Genomic DNA, 16,616 nt, shown 5'->3' on the forward strand with positions numbered 1-16,616 from the left:
ATTGCCTTCCGGCGGCGGCTGTTCCATCTTGCCCGCCAAAGGGGCGAGAACGAGCCCAGAGCCAAATCCCGGGAGGCCAGACGAGATGACCTATGCGGCGCCGATCAGCGAGATGCGCTTCGCGCTGGACGCCATCGCCGGGCTGCCGGAGATCGCCCGGCTGCCGGGCTATGAGGAGGCAACGCCCGACCTGGTAAGCGCCATCCTGGCGGAGGCCGCCAAGTTGGCCGGCGAGGTCATCGCGCCGCTGAATCATCCCGGCGACCGCCAGGGATCGGTCTTCGAGAACGGCGTGGTGCGCACCCCCGACGGTTTCCAGGACGCTTACCGCCAGTTCGTCGAAGGCGGCTGGAACGCCCTGCCCTTCGACCCGGACTTCGGCGGTCAGGGCCTGCCGTGGAGCCTCGCCACCGCGGTGCAGGAGATGTGGCAGGCGGCCAACCTCTCCTTCGGCCTGTGTCCGCTGCTGACCGCCGGCGCGGTGGAACTGCTGCAGGCGCATGGCAGCGAGCAGCAGAAGACCGACTATCTCGCCAAGATGGTCTCCGGCGAGTGGACCGGCACCATGAACCTGACCGAGCCTCAGGCCGGCTCCGACGTCGGCGCCTTGAAGACCCGCGCCGTGCCGAACGGCGACCACTACCTCATCACCGGGCAGAAGATCTACATCACCTGGGGCGAGCACGACTGCGCCGACAACATCGTGCACATGGTCCTCGCCCGCCTGCCCGACGCGCCGGAAGGCACCCGGGGCATCAGCCTGTTCCTGGTGCCGAAGTACGTCGTGAACGAGGACGGCACGCTGGGTTCGCACAACGATCTGCGCTGCGTCTCGCTGGAGCATAAGCTGGGTATCAAGGCCTCGCCCACCGCCGTCATGTCCTATGGTGACTCAGGCGGCGCCGTCGGCTACCTGGTCGGCGAAGAGAACCAGGGCATGGCCTGCATGTTCACCATGATGAACAACGCGCGCCTCGCCGTCGGCCTGCAGGGCGTCGCCATCGCCGAGCGTGCGTACCAGCAGGCGCGCGCCTTTGCCTTCGAGCGCACCCAGAGCAAAGCGATCGACGGCGGCCCAGGGGCTAAAGGGGAGTCGGTGAAGATCATCCGCCATCCCGACGTGCGTCGCATGCTGGCGACCATGAAGGCGCGCACGGAAGCGGCACGGGCGCTGGCCTACTGGGCGGCGGCGGCACTAGACCGCGCCAAGCGCGAGCCGGACGAAACGAAGCGCACGGCGGCGCAGGCGCGCCTCGATCTTCTCATCCCGCTCACCAAGGCGTGGTGCACCGACGTCGGCTGCGAGGTCGCCTCCATCGGCGTGCAGGTGCACGGCGGCATGGGCTTCATCGAGGAGACCGGCGCCGCGCAGTACTACCGCGATGCCCGCATCCTGCCGATCTATGAAGGTACCAACGGCATCCAGGCGCTCGACCTCCTGGGCCGCAAGCTGCTGCGCGACAAGGGCGCGGCGATGACCCAGCTGATCCTGGAGCTGCGCGCCGGCCTGCCCGACGACGACAGCCTGCGCAAGCCGCTGGCCGAGGCCATCGCGACGCTGGACGACGCCACGGCCTGGCTGCTGGAGGAAGGCGGCAAGGACATCAGTCGGGGTGCGGCGGCAGCGACGCCCTACCAGACCCTCGCCGCCTCGACCCTGGGCGCCTGGCTCCTGGCGCGCAGCGCGGTGGAAGCGGCCAAGGGCGACGACAAGGCCTTCGCCGCCGCCAAGCTGAAGACCGCGCGCTTCTACGCCGACAACCTGCTGGGTGAGGTCAAGGGCCTTGCCGATGCGGTCATGCGCGGCGCGGAGTCCACGCTGGCGTTTGAGGACGACGAGTTCTGAACATGTCCGGCGAAGGCAACCTCGGTCCCTGCCCAATCTGTGGGCGGGCGATGATCGCGGGAGCCAGCGTCGACCGGCATCACTGGGTGCCGAAGAGCGAAGGCGGGCGCGAGACGGACTGCATCCACGTGGTGTGCCACCGCATGATCCACCGAGTGTTCGACGAACGCGCACTGGCGACGGACTATGCCGACCCAGAAGCGGTGCGCGCGCATCCGGAGATCGCGCGCTTCGTGACCTGGGTACGCCGCAAACCGGCGGACTACGTCGACTGGCCGAAAGAGCCGCGCGCTGGGAAGCGGCGGTAATGCATCCCCCTCACATCGCATGGAGCGGTGTCTCGCCCTACCAACCCAAAGGCTGTCGTCCCCAGAGTCAGGCCCTGGAGCGGCAGTAGTTTGTGAATTCCAACATTGGCGAAGGCTGGGTAAGCCTGCCCGTGGCCGAGCGCCGGGCGCGCGGACAAAAAACGCCCGGCACCGGGAATGATCGGTGCCGGGCGATTTGCAGATGGGCGAAAGGTCTGGGAGTGAGGACCAGACCATCCGCCTTGGCCTGACTGGGCAAGGCCGGTACCGCCACGCGGAGGCCTTTATGGTGGGGACCACCCCCGCGCCGCAGCGAATGATCGAACGATAGAGCCGCCGTCTCCCGGCGTCTTTGAGCCAGATCAAATTGCCGTCCCTTCGGTCCTTCTTATCTGCGGGTTGATCTTGGCCGCCGCTCCCGACATTCTCAGCCGGCGGCCGAAAGAGCCGTGGAATAAAGTGCGGCCGACTCGGCCGTCCAAATAAGAACAATTCCAGTTTCTTTCCGGGGGGAGCCGGCATGAGCGCCGAACGCAGTATTCTCGCCATCGACCAGGGCACCACCTCGAGCCGTGCCATCCTGTTCTCCGGCGACGGCCGCCGCCTGGGCCAGGCCCAGAAGGAACTGCCGCAGCACTTCCCGCAGTCCGGCTGGGTCGAGCACGACGCCGAGGACATCTGGCGTGACACCGTGGAGGTCATGCGCGGCGCGCTGGCCGACGCCGGCAAGCGCGCGGAGGACGTCGCGGCCATCGGCATCACCAACCAGCGCGAGACCACGGTGATCTGGGACCGCAAGACCGGCGAGGCGATCCACAAGGCCATCGTCTGGCAGGACCGCCGCACGGCGGAGTTCTGCCAGAAGCTGCGTGCCGACGGCGCCGAGGAGGTCTTCCGCCAGCGCACCGGCTTGCTGCTGGATCCCTACTTTTCCGGCACCAAGATCGCCTGGCTGCTGGAGTGCGTGCCGGGCGCGCGCGAGCGGGCCGAGCGCGGCGAGCTGGCCTTCGGCACCATCGACTGCTTCCTGCTGTGGCGCCTCACCGGCGGCAAGGTGCACGCGACCGATGCCACCAACGCGGCGCGCACGCTGATCTTCGACATCAGGAAACAGGCCTGGGACCCGGAACTGCTGGCGCTGCTGCGCATCCCGGAAAGCCTGCTGCCGGAGGTGAAGGACTGCGACGCCGATTTCGGCACCAGCGAGGCGGACATCCTGGGCCGCGCCGTGCCCATCGGCGGCATCGCCGGCGACCAGCAGGCCGCCACCGTCGGCCAGGCCTGCTTCGAGCCCGGCATGATGAAATCGACCTACGGCACCGGCTGCTTCGCCCTCTTCAACACCGGCAGCGAACTGGTGCACTCCCAGCACCGCCTGCTCTCGACCATCGCCTACCGGCTGGGCGGGAAGACGACCTACGCCCTGGAGGGCAGCATCTTCGTCGCCGGCGCGGCGGTGCAGTGGCTGCGCGACGGCCTCGGCATCATCGAATCCGCCGGAGAGACCGCGGCGCTGGCCGAAAAGGCCGACCCGGGCCAGCGCATCTATCTGGTGCCGGCCTTCACCGGCCTGGGCGCGCCCTACTGGGATGCCGAGGCGCGCGGCGCCGTGTTCGGCCTGACCCGCGCCACTGGTCCGGCCGAGATCGCGCGTGCCACCCTGGAGGCCGTCTGCTACCAGACCCGCGACCTCCTGGAAGCGATGAAAGCCGACGGTGCCAGCGGACTGGAGGCGCTGCGCGTCGACGGCGGCATGGTGGCCAACGACTGGATGCTGCAGATGCTGGCCGACATCCTGGGCGTCGCCGTGGAACGCCCGGTGGTGGCGGAGACCACGGCCCTGGGCGCCGCCTACCTGGCCGGCCTCAACCAGGGGCTTTTCGCCGACCTCGACGCGGTGGCGGCTCAGTGGCAGAGCGATGCCAGGTTCGAACCCCGCATGGAGGCCGCCGAGCGCGATGTGCGCTATGCCGGCTGGCGCGATGCGGTGGCGCGCACCCGCAGCGGACGCTGAGGGCGCCAGGGCCCTACAGCAGCGCGTCGGCGAGGACGTAGAGCCCGAAGCCGCCGATGGCGACCGCGGAGACGTGGTTGATGAGGACCAGGAAGCCGCTGTCGAGCCGGCGGCTGAGCTGCTTGGTGCCGCCGCAAAGCAGCAGCCACCACAGCCCGGAGCCGAGAAACACGCCCAGGATCAGCGCGGCGATCTGCAGCGTCGCTCCGGTCACCGCGACGATGCGGAAGCTGGCAAAAAAGCCCAGGAAAGCGAGGATGGTGATCGGATTGGTCACCACCAGCAAGAAGCTGGTGGCGATGACGCCGTGACTGCGCCGCGGCGCCGAGGAGACATCGCCACGGCGGAACCAGGTCCACAGACCCAAGGCCACCAGGAAGATGCCGCCGCCAAATCTCAGCTCGGTTTCGATGCCGAGCAGGAAGTCCGTCACCGGCGAGAGACCGGCTGCCGCCACCCCACCCAGGACGGCATCGCCCAGCGCCGCTCCCAGGCCCGACAGCAGGCCGGCGCGAAAGCCGTGGTTCAAGGTGCGCTGGATGCAGAGGATGCCGACCGGACCGACCGGCATCGCCATGGCGAAGCCGATGGCCAGACCTTTCAGCAGAATCAGCAGACAATCCAAGGCAAGCAAAGGCCCAGTACCCGAAGTTCCGTCAGCGGCGGGCGCTGCGCGGAACGGCACCCCGAGGTCGAAACTAGCACGGCGAGGCCGTCAAAACGCAATCTTTGGCACCGCGGGCTTCTGCCGAGCCCGCCGCCGGACGCCGCCGGCACGGGCCGGTTCGACGGGGCTGGATTCCCTTACTGCCTTGCCGCTACGATCGGGCAAGGGTTGTGCAGGAGAGGTGAATGGTTGAGCGTACCATGGAGAGCGTCGAGGTCCCCATCGCGGAGATCTACGTACCGGCCAAGCGCCGGCAGACCTTGAACCAGGACCAAGTCGACGCCCTCGCCCAGAGCATCATGGAGAACGGATTGCAGCGGCCGATCACCATACGCAAGGGCAACGGGCGCTACGTGCTGCAGGAGGGCCTGCACCGGATGGAGGCCTGTCGCGCTCTGGGCGACGAGACCATTGCCTGCATTATCGTCCGCGCGCGCCAGCACTGAGACCTAGCCGAAAGACGCTGCCAGCCGGGCGATCTCGCCGGCGGCGAGCCCCAGCAGCAGCGGCACCGGCAGCGCCACGGCGATGCGTTGCAGGGTGGCGCGGCGGCCGATGATCGGCATTTCCCATACCGTCGTGCGGTTCAGGTTGTAGAGACCCCAGGCGGTCACGAAGGCGATGATCTGCGGCGTGCCGCCGCCGACCTCCAGCGCCGCGCTGCCGACCGCGAAGGCCAGCATCGGCCCGCCCGGAGTGACCGCGCCAAGTGCGCTGGCGATCAGCAGGCCGAGAAAGCCAGTGTCGCCGCCGATGATCGCGGCGACCAGTTCCGGCGGCACCAGCGCGGCGATGAAGCCGGCGCCCAGCACCGCGAAGAAGATGCGCGGGGCAACCAGGCGCGCCTGGATCAGCGCGAGGTCGAGCGAACGGCGAACGCTGCCGTCGTGACGCTGCCAAGCGATGCGCCCGAGCACGAAGACGGCGCCGTACAGCAGCAGACTGGCAATGACGATGTTCATTCCGCATTGCCTTCGCTGGCAGAATCCTTGCGCGGCGCTTCGGCCTTGGTCCGCGCGAAGATCGCCCGCGCGGAAAGGCCCAGCAGCACCGGCACCAGAAGAGAAAGGCCGTAGCGCAGATAGACGAAGTCGTGGGGGAAGAACGACATCTCCCACACCAGGGTGCGGTTGAGATTCAGCAGCGACCAGCCGGCGATGAAGGCGGTCGCCGTGCCGATGTCGGCGCCGGCGACCCCCAACGCGACGGTCAGCGGAAACGCCATCATCGGCCCGCCGGGCAACAGCGCGCCGGCGAGGCCCGCCAAGACCAGCCCGCGCAAGCCCGAACGCGCGCCCATCCAGCGCGCCACCTTGTCCTGCGGCAGCAGCACGGTGAGCAGGCCGGACAGCAGCACACCGGCCAGCACCTTGGGCAGGATGGAGAGCAAGAGGTCGAGATCGTCGCCGAGGGTGGCGAGAAAGACCTCCGGCCCCTTCAGGAAATAGCACAGTGCCCCGGCCGTAATGGCGACCGAGGCGACGACCAGCAAGCCGACGTCGCCTTTTGGGCGGCGCCCTGCGTGCGCGGGATCCGGCATCGAGGGACGTCCAGCGGGCCCGGCGGCCCAGAGAGTTCAGAACAGGGACGGCATCCTAACACCGGCCGTCCGCCCCGCGCCAGTTACCGGCCCGTGACGCTGCTGCGACGCCCTACAGCATCCGATGACGCAGCCGGCGCATCCAATCGTGCCAGAAGATCCCCGCCGGCCCGAGCACGTCGTCGCGCGTCAGGCCGGCATCGCGCAGCAGGCGCTCGTCTCCCCTGTCCAGCAGCAGCTTCAGCGCCGGATCGGCCGGCGCTTCCTTGCGCGCGGCCCGCTCCCGTGCTGCGCACCCCCAAATACGGGCGCGGCCGAACCACGCGCTCGGGATCGCCATATCCCGGATCCTCCATGGATTGCAGGAGTCCACGATACGCGGGAGCTTTGACATTTGAGAAACGAATATCCATTATGACAGAAATCAATTTTACTGATGTAGAGATGCCCGCAGCCTTGGAAAGCGATCTGCTGCGCAGTTTTGTCGCCGTGGCCGATTGTGCGAACGTCACCCGCGCTGCGGAAGCGCTGGGACGCACCCAGTCCGCCGTCAGCATGCAAATGAAGAAGCTGGAGGCTTTGGTCGGCACGCCGCTGTTCGAGCGCGGTCCTCGTGGCGTCGCCCTGACACGCAAGGGCAGCGAACTGCTGGTCAATGCCCGGCGGATCGTCGATCTGCTCGATGACACGGCTGCCGCCCTCGCCGCCCCGGCCCTGGCGGGTCAGGTGCGCATCGGCATTCCCGAGGAGTACAGCGCATCGGTGCTGTCGCGCGCGCTCAGCGCCTTCACCAAGGTCCATCCCAACGTCGAGATCCTGGTCCGCTACGCGCGCTCTGCCGTGCAGAAGGCGGCATTGGGACGCGGCGACCTGGATCTCGCCGTCGTATTCGAGTGGCAGTCGCCGGAAGGCGATATCCTCATGGTTGACCCGACCGTCTGGGCCACTTCAGAAGTGCACAGGAAACACGAATGCGATCCGATACCGATCGCGCTGTACGAAAGCCCGGGCTGGTGCGAGGACTTCGCCATCCGGTCGCTTGAGAGTCGTGGCCACCCCTACCGTATCGCCTATCGAAGCGACACCAAGGAAGGGCTCCAGATTGCCGTATCCTCGGGTCTTGCGATTGCACCGCTCTCACGAAGCAGCATGCCGCCCGGCTGCCGCGAGTTGACCGGGGCCGAAGGATTCGGCGCCATCGATTCGTCAACTGTAGTCATGTACCGGCGCAAGAACGCCACCCATGCCGCCGTCGACGCGATGGCCGACGCCATTCGCGACGCTTTCCGGACACACCTCGCTTCGTCCCCTACTTCGCCTGGGCGAGCAGGGTCATGATCCGTTCGTAGAGCTGGTCGTCCTGCTGGGCCGCCTGGGTGATGGCGTTGTACTCCTGAACCGAAAGGCCTTCTTCCTCGATGCCACCGACCATCTCGTCGGTGGCCTGGGCGGTCAGCGTCTCGGCCTCCGCCTTACTGGGCGCCTGCTGAATCTTGGGCGACCAGGTCTGGTCGATCTGCTGCACCTTCAGCACCGCGTTAGCGTAGGCCTCCAACTGCGACTGGCTGAAGCCTCCGACATCCGCCTGCGCCGTTCTGAGGAGGTCGCCCTGCATCGCGCGGGCGGCCTGTCCCGGCAGAAAGCCGGCGGCCAGCGCCAGCGGCATGACGAGGAAGGCGAAGCGGCGGGCGAGAGAAAAGCTGCGTGACATGGTCGGATTCCTTCGTGGACGGTGAGGGAGCGGGCCGTTGCGCGAACAACGCGCGAAGCGCCGCAAAGGTTCTCCAGCAACAGACGCCGCCGCCGGGCGCCGTATTCCCCCGACCGTCAAATGTCACGCCCCCGGAAATGCCGCATTTCTGCGCCTTGCCCCGTTCGGGACGTTGTCAACATCGGCCTTCTATGATCCGATTGAGACGGAACGCGGCCGGTACGTACCGCCGAGCGCCGCCATGAGGAAGGAAGGGCCACAATGGGACGCCGCAGGACCGCTTTGTTTCTCAGTGCCTTTGCCCTCTTGTTCAGCGCTGCAGCTGAAGCGGCAACGTTGGACAGGATCCGCGACAGCGGCGTCATCCGGCTCGGCTACCGTGAGGATGCGGCGCCCTTCTCCTACGCCGATCAGACGGGCCTGCCGGCCGGCTATACCGTGCAGCTGTGCCAGACCGTGGTGAACGCCGTGCGGGCGCAGCTTCAGAACGACGCCATCGAGATCAAGTACATACTCGTCACCGCGGAGACCCGCTTCGCTGCGCTGCAATCCGACGACATCGACCTGCTGTGCGGTGCCAGCACCGTCACGCTGGAACGGCGCAAGGAAGTCGACTTCAGCCTCATCACCTTCGTCACCGGCTCCAGCGTCCTCTACCGCAAGGACGGGCCGGCCAACTTCCTCGACCTCGTCGGCCAGAAAGTCGGCGTGCGCGCCGGGACCACCACCGATGAAGGTCTGAAGCGCGCCCTAAAAGAGGAAGGCATCGAAGCACAGACCGTCGCGCTCGAGAGCCACGAAGCGGGGCTGCACGCCCTGGAAACGGGTGAAATCGCCGCCTACTTCGGCGACCGCGCCATCCTGGCGATGCTGGGGTCGAAGGCCGAGAATCCGGCAAACCTCGTCCTCTCAGACCGCTTCTTCTCCTATGAGCCCTACGCCCTGGCGCTGCCGCTGGGCGACAGCGCGTTCCGCCTGCTGGTCGACACGACCCTGGCGCGCCTCTACCGTTCCCAGGCGATTGCCAAGATCTACCGGGCGAACTTCGGCAATTCGCAGATGAGCGACCTGCTGCGCGCCACCTTCACCCTGCAGGCACTGCCCGAATAAAAGGGCGTCAACGGGTGACGAAAAGAGGCCTGTCGCCGCGGCGCGTCTCCCAGCCGCGCCGCGCCAGTTCCGGGTCTTCGTGCTCTTCCTGCGGATAGCCGAGGCAGAGGTAGGCGACGAAGCACCAGCTTTCCGGCACGTCAAGGTCGGCGCCGAGACTCTCGGGATCGAGGATCGAGACCCAGCCGAGGCCGACGCCAGCCGCGCGCGCCGCCAGCCACAGGGTGTGTACCGCACAGACGGTGGAATACTGCAGGGTCTCGGGCATGGTGCGGCGGCCGAGGCCATGGCCCTGCTCGGGCTCCGCCTCGGCGAAGACGGCGAGCTGCTCCGGGGCGTCGTCGAGGCCGGAGAGCTTGAGGCGCGCATAGAGGGCCGCGCGCTCACCGGCGTAGTCGCCCAGCGCCTCGGCGTTGGCGGCGGCAAAGTTGGTGCGCACCTTCGCCCGCGCCTCGGGACTCGCCACCCGCACGAAGCGCCAGGGCTGGCTGAGCCCGACGCTGGGCGCCAACTCGGCCAGCGCCAGCAGGTGCTCCAGCATGCCCGCCGGCAAGGCATCGCGGCGAAAGCGGCGCACGTCGCGCCGCCACGCCAGCAGCGTTTCCAGCTCCGCCTGGAAAGCCGCCCCGAAGCGCGGCGGCAGGCAGCGTGTGTCCGACTCCGAAACCATGGCAGGCACTATCCATCCGCCGCCTCCCGGGACGCAACCCGCCTGTTACCAAGAGGCAAAGATACAGCGTCGAAAAACAACCATTTGTGAAGAGACGCCGCTGATAGAAGGGCTTATCCTGAACGCAACGATGAGGTCTCGGCTCCCTAGCGGCCGTCGACCGGTGTTGGCGCTCCGCCAGGCAGATGCCGTGCCCCCAACAACGGTGACACGTGAGGAAGCGCTATGGACACCATCCGCAATCCCATCGAATGGAGCATGGACAAGCTGCGCGAGGCCGGCAGCGCCATGGAGACGGCCGGCGGCTCCATCCATGGAGCCAACAGTCAGGCCACGGTGCATCCCGCCGTCAGGCGCATCGGCCTTGCCGACCTGCGCGATGTGCTGAAGAAGGGCGTCGAGGACTTCGCCGCCTACCGCACCGACGTCATGTTCCTCTGCATCATCTATCCCGTGATCAGCGCGGTGCTGATCCAGATCATCTTCCACCAGGGTATGCTGGCCCTGCTGTTCCCGCTGGCCGCCGGATTCGCGCTGGTCGGACCCGTTGCCGCCATCGGGCTCTATGAAATGAGCCGCCGGCGCGAGCGCGGGCTGGAAGCCAGTTGGATCAGCGCCTTCGCCATGATCCGTGCCCCTTCCTTCGGGCCGATCCTGGCGCTGGCCGTAATCCTGCTGTTGCTGTTCCTGCTGTGGCTCGCCGCCGCGCAGACGATCTACCTGGCGACCCTCGGGCCCGCGACGCCGGTGTCGCTCGGCAGCTTCCTCTCCGACGTGCTCACCACCGAAGCGGGCTGGACCATGATCGTCCTCGGCATGGGTGTCGGGTTCGTCTTCGCCGCCGTGGTGCTGGCCATCAGCGTGGTCTCCTTCCCGCTGCTGATCGACCGCCCGGTCGGCGTCGCCATCGCCGTCGGCACCTCGCTGCGTGCCGTCGCCGCCAACCCGCTCCCCATGGCCGCCTGGGGTTTAATCGTCGCGGCGGGCCTGTTCATCGGTTCGCTCCCGGCTTTCCTCGGCCTGGTCCTGGTGCTGCCGGTGCTGGGCCACGCAACATGGCATCTCTACCGGAAGCTGGTGGCGGATTGAAAGAGCGGTCCTAACCCGCTCTCCGCAGGTCGCGGCCGTGGCGCGTGAGGTAGGCGCGCCCGGCCGGTGTCACCGCGACCAGCGGGTCACCGGAGCCATCCGCTTGGCGTTCGACCCGACGCTCTACGAGGCCGCGGTCGACGGCGTCTTCCCACACCGGCAGGCGGGGACAGGAGGTGCGCCAAGCCTCCATCACCTCCGTATAGCGGCGCGGCTTGGCGGCCACCCACTCGACAAGGTCGAGGATCAGCGGTTCGTGTTCTGCGGCCATGACGGCTCCTTGGGAATGAACGCGACAACCCCAGTATAGCACGCGCTGCCACATTTCGATCACCAGCGAAACCTCTGCCCATGGCAGGGGCGTAGCGTCGCGTGACCTGCTCCCTGTTTCCGCCCGCCCTATGACCGACATCACTAAAGAGACCTCCGCGGCCCTGCTGCCCGAACTGCTGCTGCTCGGCCTGCTCGCCCTGCTGTGGGGCGCGAGCTACACCCTGATCCGCGTCGCCCTGGACGGCCTGCCGCCGGCCAGCCTGATGGCGCTGCGCGTCGGCCTCGCCGCCGTCATCCTGCTGGCCGTGATGCGCTGGCAGGGCCACCGCCTGCCGCGCGACGCGGCGAGCTGGCGCCTGCTGTTCCTGCAGTCGTTCTGCAATGCGTGGGGCGCCTGGCTGCTGCTCGCCTGGGGGCAACAGTACGTCGACAGCGGCCTTGCCGGCGTCCTCAATTCCACGTCGCCGGTCTTCGTCTTCTTCCTCACCCTGGCGGTGACGCGGCACGAGGCGCTGACGCCGCTGAAGCTGGCCGGCGCCCTGCTGGGCGTCGCCGGCGTCGCCCTGATCGTCGGCGTCGACGTGCTGGGCGGCCTCGGCCGGCAGGTCGCGGCGCAGGCCGCTGTCCTGCTCGGCGCCTTCCTCTACGGCTGCGCCGCCGTCCACGGCAAGCGCCTCGGCCACCTGCCGGCCACGGTTACCGCCGCCGCGGTGATGCTCTCAGCGACGGCCGTGCTGCTGCCCCTCGCCCTTGTGGTGGATCGGCCCTGGACGCTGCGGCCGGCGCCGCAGGCCCTCACAGCCGCGGCGGCGCTGGCCGTCTTCTGCACGGCGCTCGCCCTGCTGCTGTACTTCCGGCTGGTCCGCACCCTGGGTTCCATGGGGGTCGCCAGCCAAGCCTACCTACGCGCCGGCGTCAGTGTGGTTCTGGGCGTCGTTCTGCTCGGCGAGAGCTTTCGTCCGTCGGTCGGCTTCGGTCTGGCGGCGGTCATCCTGGGCGTCGCCGCCATCAACCTGCCTCGGCGACGTCGGACAGCGCTATAAAAGGCGAGGTTTTCCGCCATTTTCTTCTGATCTAGGTGCAATGCAACATAACACTTCTTGACTTTAGTCCTGGAAAAGCGCATCTAGCGGCCATCGGTGCTTCGTGATCGCGCGAAGGGTGGCTTCTTCCTTGGGAGAGGCGGCCCCTCATCATGAAGTCCCCTCATATCCCCATGATTTCCGTTTGCTCCAGGTGCGCGTGGATGACGGCAACGCGCTCACCGGCGTTTTGGCGTGCCCGAAAGGCACCAGCGCCCGGCGCAGAAGGACTCTGTTCGTGAATACCGCTACCCTTACCGATACCCCGGCCGCCAACGATACCCCGGCCGTGACTTTTGCCGACCTCGGCCTCGCCGAGCCCCTGCTGCGGGCCCTGGCGGCCTCCAACTACACCACCCCGACCCCGATCCAGGCGCAGTCGATCCCGGCGCTGCTGGACGGCCGCGACATGCTGGGCCTGGCGCAGACCGGCACCGGCAAGACGGCCGCCTTCGCGCTGCCGCTGCTGCAGCACCTCGCCGCCGTCAAAGAGAACCCGGCACCGAAGTCGGTGCGCGCCCTCATCCTGGCGCCGACCCGCGAGCTGGCGGTGCAGATCGGTGACTCCATCAAGACCTACGGGCGTAACCTGCGCCTGCGCCACGCGGTCATCCTGGGCGGCGTCTCCCAGGGCCCGCAGGTGCGTGCCGTCTCCCGCGGCGTCGACATCCTGATCGCCACGCCGGGCCGCCTGATGGACCTCTTGAACCAGCGCCACCTGCGCCTCGACCAGGTTTCCCACCTCGTCCTCGACGAAGCCGACCGCATGCTGGACATGGGCTTCATCCGCGACGTGCGGAAGATCGTCGCCGCGCTGCCCAAGAAGCGCCAGTCGCTGCTGTTCTCGGCCACCATGCCGGACGAAGTCTCGAAGCTCGCCCATGAGATGCTGCAGAACCCCCTGCGTGTCGAGGTGACGCCGAAGAAGATCGCCGTCGAGCGCATCGCCCAGTCGGTCTACCACGTGAACATGCCGGAGAAGCGTCCGCTGCTGGAGAAGCTGCTGGAAGATCCGGCGCTGAACCGCGTGATCGTCTTCACCCGCACCAAGCACCGCGCCAACCGCGTGGCCGAGCAGCTGGAGAAGGCGGGCATCAGCTCCGATGCCATCCACGGCAACAAGTCGCAGAATGCGCGCCAGAAGGCGCTGGACGCCTTTCGCTCGGGCCGGGCCCGCGTGCTGGTCGCCACCGACATCGCCGCGCGCGGGATCGACGTGTCTGGCGTGACCCATGTCATCAACTACGAACTGCCCAACGAGCCGGAGAGCTACGTCCACCGCATCGGCCGCACCGCGCGCGCCGGCGCCGAGGGTGCGGCGATCTCGTTCTGCGACATCAGCGAGCGCGCCTACCTGCGCGACATCGAGCGGCTGACTAAGCAGCGCATGGACGTGGTCACCGACGCGTTGAGCATTGCCGCCCCCGGCAACGACGACCGCCCGCAGCGGCCGAGCCAACGTCAGGGGCAGCGCCCCGGCCAGCGCCAGGGCCAGAAGCAAGGCTCCAACGGCTATCGCGACGGCAACCGGGGCCCCAACCGCGGTGCGCGCTTCGGCAATGAAGGCCGGAGCGGCGAAGCCCGCGACGGGCAGGGTCGTGATGGCCAGGGTCGTGATGGCCAGGGTCGTGATGGCCAGGCTCGTGATGGCCAGCAGCGGCAGGACCAGAAGGGTCAGCAGAAGCGCAGCTACAAGGGTCTGGACTCCGGCAGCAAGTCCGGCGGCAAGTCCAATGGCGGCGCGCATGCAGGCAAGCCCGCCCACAAGGCCAAGTCCGGTGGCAACGGCGGCCAGCGTCCCTTCAAGGGGCCGCGCCGTCCGTCCAGCCAGGGCCGTTCCTCGGCCGCCTGAACCTGAAACGCGTCGGTCCGGCAGCGCCGGGCCGACGGCTTTAACCATCCTTGTCCAGAAATCCCGCGCCCCAGGCAGCATAACCGCTGTCCGGGGCGCGCGGCATTGGCGATCCCCAACTTCCAGGCTAAACTCATCCGGCGTGATCGCGGGCGGTGAACAAGCCCGCCGCGCATCAGGGAAGACCGCTTGCAGGGAAGCCGGGCCGGATGTCCGCGTCTGTTCTCCGTCATATCGCCCCCGCCATCGTCGGGGCGCTTGCCGTCGGGCTGCTCTCGGCCGTGGCCGAGGCCGCCGTGCCGCAGAGCTGCGCCCAAGGATCGGTGGCGCTGAGGCAGGAGCGTTACCAAGATGCCCTGCTGCGGCTCGACGTCTGCCTGGCGCTGGACGGCCTGACGATACGGCAGCGCGTCGAGGCGCTGGCCCGGCGCGGCGAGGCCCATTTCATGCTGGATGCCGACGATCCTGCGGTCGCCGACTACGAGGCGGCGCTGGCGCTCGGCGGCCCGGATCTCGACATTCTGATCGACCTCGGCCGGGTCCACTACCACGCCGACGACAACGAGATTGCCCTCTCCCACTTCGACCGCGCCGTCGCAATCGACCCTGAAAGTGCCGACGCGCTCTACTACCGCGGCATCACGCTCTATGCGCTGGAACGCTATCACGAAGCCCTGGTCGCCCTCGGCAAGGTGGCGACGCTGGAGCCGGAGTGGTCGGAAACCTACTACTACCGCGGACACAGCTTCAGCGAACTGGGCCGCCTCGACGAGGCCATCGCCAGCTTCGACAAGGCGATCGAACTCTACCCCGACGACTTCTGGGCCCTCGCCAGCCGCGGCGATGCCTTCACCGAGCAACAGCGGTACGCGCGTGCCCTGCTCGACTACGACGAGATGATCTTCATTGATCCGCAGCATCCGGCGGGCTACAGCCGCCGCAGCGAGGCCCTATTGGAACTCGGGCGGCTGGACGACGGGCTGGCCGCGATCGACATCGCGTTGCGCCTCAAGCCCGACACCTCCGGCGATCACGTGCGGCGCGGCATTATCCTGATGGAACTTGGACGCCTGGAAGAGGCGGACGCGGCGCTCGAGGAGGCGCTGCGCCTCGACCCCGACAACGCCTGGGCCTTCAACAACATCGGCAATGTCCTCTTCGACGAGAGCCGCTACGACGAGGCCATCGCGGTCTTCGACCGGGCGATCGACCTCGACCCCGAATACAGCGCCGCCTTCTTCAACCGCGGCCTATCCCATTTCCGGCTCGACCGCTTCGAGACGGCGCTGGCGGACTTCGAGACGGCCACGCGGCTGACGCCCGACGACCTCTCGGCCCTTTATATGCGCGGCCGCGCCCATTACTTCCTCGACCACAATGATGCGGCACTGACCGACTTCTCCAAGGTCATCGCGAGGGACCCAGGGGACGATGAGGCCCTGGTCGCCCGCGCCCTGGTGCTGCACGAGAACGGCGAGCACGCCGCCGCGCTGGCGGACTACGAGCGTGCCCTCGTCCTGGCGCCGGACTCGATCTGGGCGATGAACAACAAGGGCCGCGTGCTGACCGACATGGCGCGCTTCGACGAGGCCGTGGCGGTGCTGCGGGCGGCAGTCGATCAGGCGCCGGACTACGATATCGCCCACTACAACCTCGGGCGTGCCCTCTTCCTGCGGCACAGCTACGAGGAGGCGGTCGAAAGCTACTCCAAGGCAGTGGCGCTCGACCCCAACGACCGCGTCTTCCTGCTGCAGCGCGGGCGCGCGCAGACCGCTCTCGCGCGCTACGATGCCGCCATCGCAGACCTCTCCGGCGCCATCGACCGCAATCCCGACGATGCCGACGCCTTCATCTACCGCGGCCAGGCCTATGCCGAGAAGCAGCTATTCAACGAAGCGCTGGCCGACTTCGACCGCGCCGTCGTGCTGGCGCCGCGCAGTTCCTGGCCGCTAAACAACCGTGGCCTCGCCCTTGCGGACAAGGGCGATTACGACGGCGCCATCGTCGACTACTCGGCCGCCATCCAGCGCGACAAGGGCTACTTCCCGGCCTACCACAATCGCGGCCTCGCCTACCACGAACTGCGCAATCTCGCCGAGGCGCTGGCCGACTTCAACCAAGCGGCCAAGCTGCAGCCGGACGACCCCGACGTGTTCTTCGCGCGCGGCGACGTGCACTACGACATGGGCGAATACCGCCTGGCCATCGACGACTACAGCGCCGGACTGCAACTGAACGAGAGCGCCGCCTGGGCGCTGTGGCAGCGGGGCCTTGCCTACGCCCAGCTGAACGACAGCGATGCCGCGCGGCAGGACCTCGACCGCGCCCTGGAACTGAGCGGCGCCGGGCGCGACGACATGGCGGTCTCCACCTGCACTGCCCTGGTCGGCCAGGGCAGCATCGCGCTATCCCTGCGCTACTGCGGCAAGGCCGCGGCACGCTGAAGCATCTTCT

At 67.9% G+C, this 16,616-nt stretch carries 17 protein-coding genes; 10 read left to right on the forward strand and 7 right to left on the reverse strand.

Features of this window, described 5'->3' with window-relative positions:
- The first annotated feature begins 85 nt into the window (after window positions 1-85).
- The 3 genes from WDC82_RS11285 (at window position 86) to glpK (ending at window position 4,168) form a co-directional block, all read left to right on the forward strand.
- Complete coding sequence (locus WDC82_RS11285) at window positions 86-1,846, forward strand: acyl-CoA dehydrogenase (RefSeq protein ID WP_340117415.1); 1,761 nt, start codon at window positions 86-88, stop codon at window positions 1,844-1,846.
- 50 nt (window positions 1,847-1,896) lie between these two features.
- On the forward strand, window positions 1,897-2,154 hold the full coding sequence (locus WDC82_RS11290; protein ID WP_340117416.1) for an HNH endonuclease: 258 nt from the start codon (window positions 1,897-1,899) through the stop codon (window positions 2,152-2,154).
- 520 nt (window positions 2,155-2,674) lie between these two features.
- Window positions 2,675-4,168, forward strand: a complete 1,494-nt coding sequence (glpK, locus tag WDC82_RS11295) for a glycerol kinase GlpK (protein WP_340117417.1) — start codon at window positions 2,675-2,677, stop codon at window positions 4,166-4,168.
- 13 nt (window positions 4,169-4,181) lie between these two features.
- Here the strand turns inward: glpK and WDC82_RS11300 are convergent, their stop codons facing one another.
- Complete coding sequence (locus tag WDC82_RS11300; RefSeq protein ID WP_340117418.1) at window positions 4,182-4,802, reverse strand: LysE family transporter; 621 nt, start codon at window positions 4,800-4,802, stop codon at window positions 4,182-4,184.
- Between the two features lie 218 nt (window positions 4,803-5,020).
- On the opposite strand from WDC82_RS11300, the gene WDC82_RS11305 reads away from it, so the two are divergent.
- Window positions 5,021-5,281 carry a ParB N-terminal domain-containing protein gene (locus tag WDC82_RS11305; RefSeq protein ID WP_340117419.1) on the forward strand — a complete coding sequence of 87 codons (261 nt, stop codon included), beginning with the start codon at window positions 5,021-5,023 and terminating at the stop codon, window positions 5,279-5,281.
- Between the two features lie 3 nt (window positions 5,282-5,284).
- Here WDC82_RS11305 and WDC82_RS11310 read toward each other — a convergent pair whose 3' ends face one another.
- The 3 genes from WDC82_RS11310 to WDC82_RS11320 form a co-directional block, all read right to left on the reverse strand.
- Entirely contained in the window at window positions 5,285-5,797 is a 513-nt protein-coding gene (locus WDC82_RS11310; RefSeq protein ID WP_340117420.1) for a hypothetical protein, read from the reverse strand.
- Window positions 5,794-6,375 carry a permease gene (locus tag WDC82_RS11315; protein WP_340117421.1) on the reverse strand — a complete coding sequence of 194 codons (582 nt, stop codon included), beginning with the start codon at window positions 6,373-6,375 and terminating at the stop codon, window positions 5,794-5,796. Before WDC82_RS11315 ends, WDC82_RS11310 begins: the two co-directional genes overlap by 4 nt.
- A gap of 112 nt (window positions 6,376-6,487) precedes the next feature.
- The gene (locus tag WDC82_RS11320; RefSeq protein ID WP_340117422.1) at window positions 6,488-6,715 is read right to left on the reverse strand and encodes a hypothetical protein; all 228 of its coding nucleotides are present in this window, start codon (window positions 6,713-6,715) and stop codon (window positions 6,488-6,490) included.
- 74 nt (window positions 6,716-6,789) lie between these two features.
- Here WDC82_RS11320 and WDC82_RS11325 point away from each other — a divergent pair, with 74 nt between their 5' ends.
- The gene (locus WDC82_RS11325) at window positions 6,790-7,713 is read left to right on the forward strand and encodes a LysR substrate-binding domain-containing protein (protein ID WP_340117423.1); all 924 of its coding nucleotides are present in this window, start codon (window positions 6,790-6,792) and stop codon (window positions 7,711-7,713) included.
- Here WDC82_RS11325 and WDC82_RS11330 read toward each other — a convergent pair.
- Window positions 7,685-8,086, reverse strand: a complete 402-nt coding sequence (locus WDC82_RS11330; RefSeq protein WP_340117424.1) for a DUF4168 domain-containing protein — start codon at window positions 8,084-8,086, stop codon at window positions 7,685-7,687. The genes WDC82_RS11325 and WDC82_RS11330 overlap by 29 nt on opposite strands.
- Window positions 8,087-8,347: 261 nt before the next feature.
- Between WDC82_RS11330 and WDC82_RS11335 the strand changes: the two genes are divergently transcribed.
- Window positions 8,348-9,196 carry an amino acid ABC transporter substrate-binding protein gene (locus tag WDC82_RS11335; RefSeq protein ID WP_340117425.1) on the forward strand — a complete coding sequence of 283 codons (849 nt, stop codon included), beginning with the start codon at window positions 8,348-8,350 and terminating at the stop codon, window positions 9,194-9,196.
- 7 nt (window positions 9,197-9,203) lie between these two features.
- Here WDC82_RS11335 and bluB read toward each other — a convergent pair whose 3' ends face one another.
- Window positions 9,204-9,866, reverse strand: coding sequence for a 5,6-dimethylbenzimidazole synthase (bluB, locus tag WDC82_RS11340; protein WP_340117426.1), 663 nt, complete (start codon window positions 9,864-9,866; stop codon window positions 9,204-9,206).
- 225 nt (window positions 9,867-10,091) lie between these two features.
- Here bluB and WDC82_RS11345 point away from each other — a divergent pair, with 225 nt between their 5' ends.
- Complete coding sequence (locus tag WDC82_RS11345; RefSeq protein WP_340117427.1) at window positions 10,092-10,955, forward strand: DUF2189 domain-containing protein; 864 nt, start codon at window positions 10,092-10,094, stop codon at window positions 10,953-10,955.
- Window positions 10,956-10,965: 10 nt separating this feature from the next.
- Here WDC82_RS11345 and WDC82_RS11350 read toward each other — a convergent pair whose 3' ends face one another.
- Window positions 10,966-11,226: a hypothetical protein gene (locus tag WDC82_RS11350; protein ID WP_340117428.1), complete on the reverse strand. Its 261-nt coding sequence runs from the start codon at window positions 11,224-11,226 to the stop codon at window positions 10,966-10,968.
- Between the two features lie 130 nt (window positions 11,227-11,356).
- Between WDC82_RS11350 and WDC82_RS11355 the strand changes: the two genes are divergently transcribed.
- The 3 genes from WDC82_RS11355 (at window position 11,357) to WDC82_RS11365 (ending at window position 16,606) form a co-directional block, all read left to right on the forward strand.
- Window positions 11,357-12,271 (forward strand): DMT family transporter, encoded by a 915-nt coding sequence (locus WDC82_RS11355; protein ID WP_340117429.1) that lies wholly within the window; start codon window positions 11,357-11,359, stop codon window positions 12,269-12,271.
- Window positions 12,272-12,548: 277 nt separating this feature from the next.
- The gene (locus tag WDC82_RS11360; protein ID WP_340117430.1) at window positions 12,549-14,162 is read left to right on the forward strand and encodes a DEAD/DEAH box helicase; all 1,614 of its coding nucleotides are present in this window, start codon (window positions 12,549-12,551) and stop codon (window positions 14,160-14,162) included.
- A 209-nt stretch (window positions 14,163-14,371) separates the two neighbouring features.
- Complete coding sequence (locus WDC82_RS11365) at window positions 14,372-16,606, forward strand: tetratricopeptide repeat protein (RefSeq protein WP_340117431.1); 2,235 nt, start codon at window positions 14,372-14,374, stop codon at window positions 16,604-16,606.
- The last annotated feature ends 10 nt before the right edge of the window (window positions 16,607-16,616 follow it).

It is taken from the genome of Pelagibius sp. 7325, from assembly GCF_037652055.1.
Lineage (GTDB): Bacteria > Pseudomonadota > Alphaproteobacteria > Kiloniellales > Kiloniellaceae > Pelagibius.

What these genes read in the sequence shown, in the direction of transcription:
- WDC82_RS11285 (WP_340117415.1), top strand. Translation starts at nt 86, where the DNA reads ATGACCTATGCGGCGCCGATCAGCGAGATGCGCTTCGCGCTGGACGCC.
- WDC82_RS11290 (WP_340117416.1), top strand. Translation starts at nt 1,897, where the DNA reads ATGATCGCGGGAGCCAGCGTCGACCGGCATCACTGGGTGCCGAAGAGC.
- glpK (WP_340117417.1), top strand. Translation starts at nt 2,675, where the DNA reads ATGAGCGCCGAACGCAGTATTCTCGCCATCGACCAGGGCACCACCTCG.
- WDC82_RS11305 (WP_340117419.1), top strand. Translation starts at nt 5,021, where the DNA reads ATGGTTGAGCGTACCATGGAGAGCGTCGAGGTCCCCATCGCGGAGATC.
- WDC82_RS11310 (WP_340117420.1), bottom strand. Translation starts at nt 5,797, where the DNA reads ATGAACATCGTCATTGCCAGTCTGCTGCTGTACGGCGCCGTCTTCGTG.
- WDC82_RS11315 (WP_340117421.1), bottom strand. Translation starts at nt 6,375, where the DNA reads ATGCCGGATCCCGCGCACGCAGGGCGCCGCCCAAAAGGCGACGTCGGC.
- WDC82_RS11320 (WP_340117422.1), bottom strand. Translation starts at nt 6,715, where the DNA reads ATGGCGATCCCGAGCGCGTGGTTCGGCCGCGCCCGTATTTGGGGGTGC.
- WDC82_RS11325 (WP_340117423.1), top strand. Translation starts at nt 6,790, where the DNA reads ATGACAGAAATCAATTTTACTGATGTAGAGATGCCCGCAGCCTTGGAA.
- WDC82_RS11330 (WP_340117424.1), bottom strand. Translation starts at nt 8,086, where the DNA reads ATGTCACGCAGCTTTTCTCTCGCCCGCCGCTTCGCCTTCCTCGTCATG.
- WDC82_RS11335 (WP_340117425.1), top strand. Translation starts at nt 8,348, where the DNA reads ATGGGACGCCGCAGGACCGCTTTGTTTCTCAGTGCCTTTGCCCTCTTG.
- bluB (WP_340117426.1), bottom strand. Translation starts at nt 9,866, where the DNA reads ATGGTTTCGGAGTCGGACACACGCTGCCTGCCGCCGCGCTTCGGGGCG.
- WDC82_RS11345 (WP_340117427.1), top strand. Translation starts at nt 10,092, where the DNA reads ATGGACACCATCCGCAATCCCATCGAATGGAGCATGGACAAGCTGCGC.
- WDC82_RS11350 (WP_340117428.1), bottom strand. Translation starts at nt 11,226, where the DNA reads ATGGCCGCAGAACACGAACCGCTGATCCTCGACCTTGTCGAGTGGGTG.
- WDC82_RS11355 (WP_340117429.1), top strand. Translation starts at nt 11,357, where the DNA reads ATGACCGACATCACTAAAGAGACCTCCGCGGCCCTGCTGCCCGAACTG.
- WDC82_RS11365 (WP_340117431.1), top strand. Translation starts at nt 14,372, where the DNA reads ATGTCCGCGTCTGTTCTCCGTCATATCGCCCCCGCCATCGTCGGGGCG.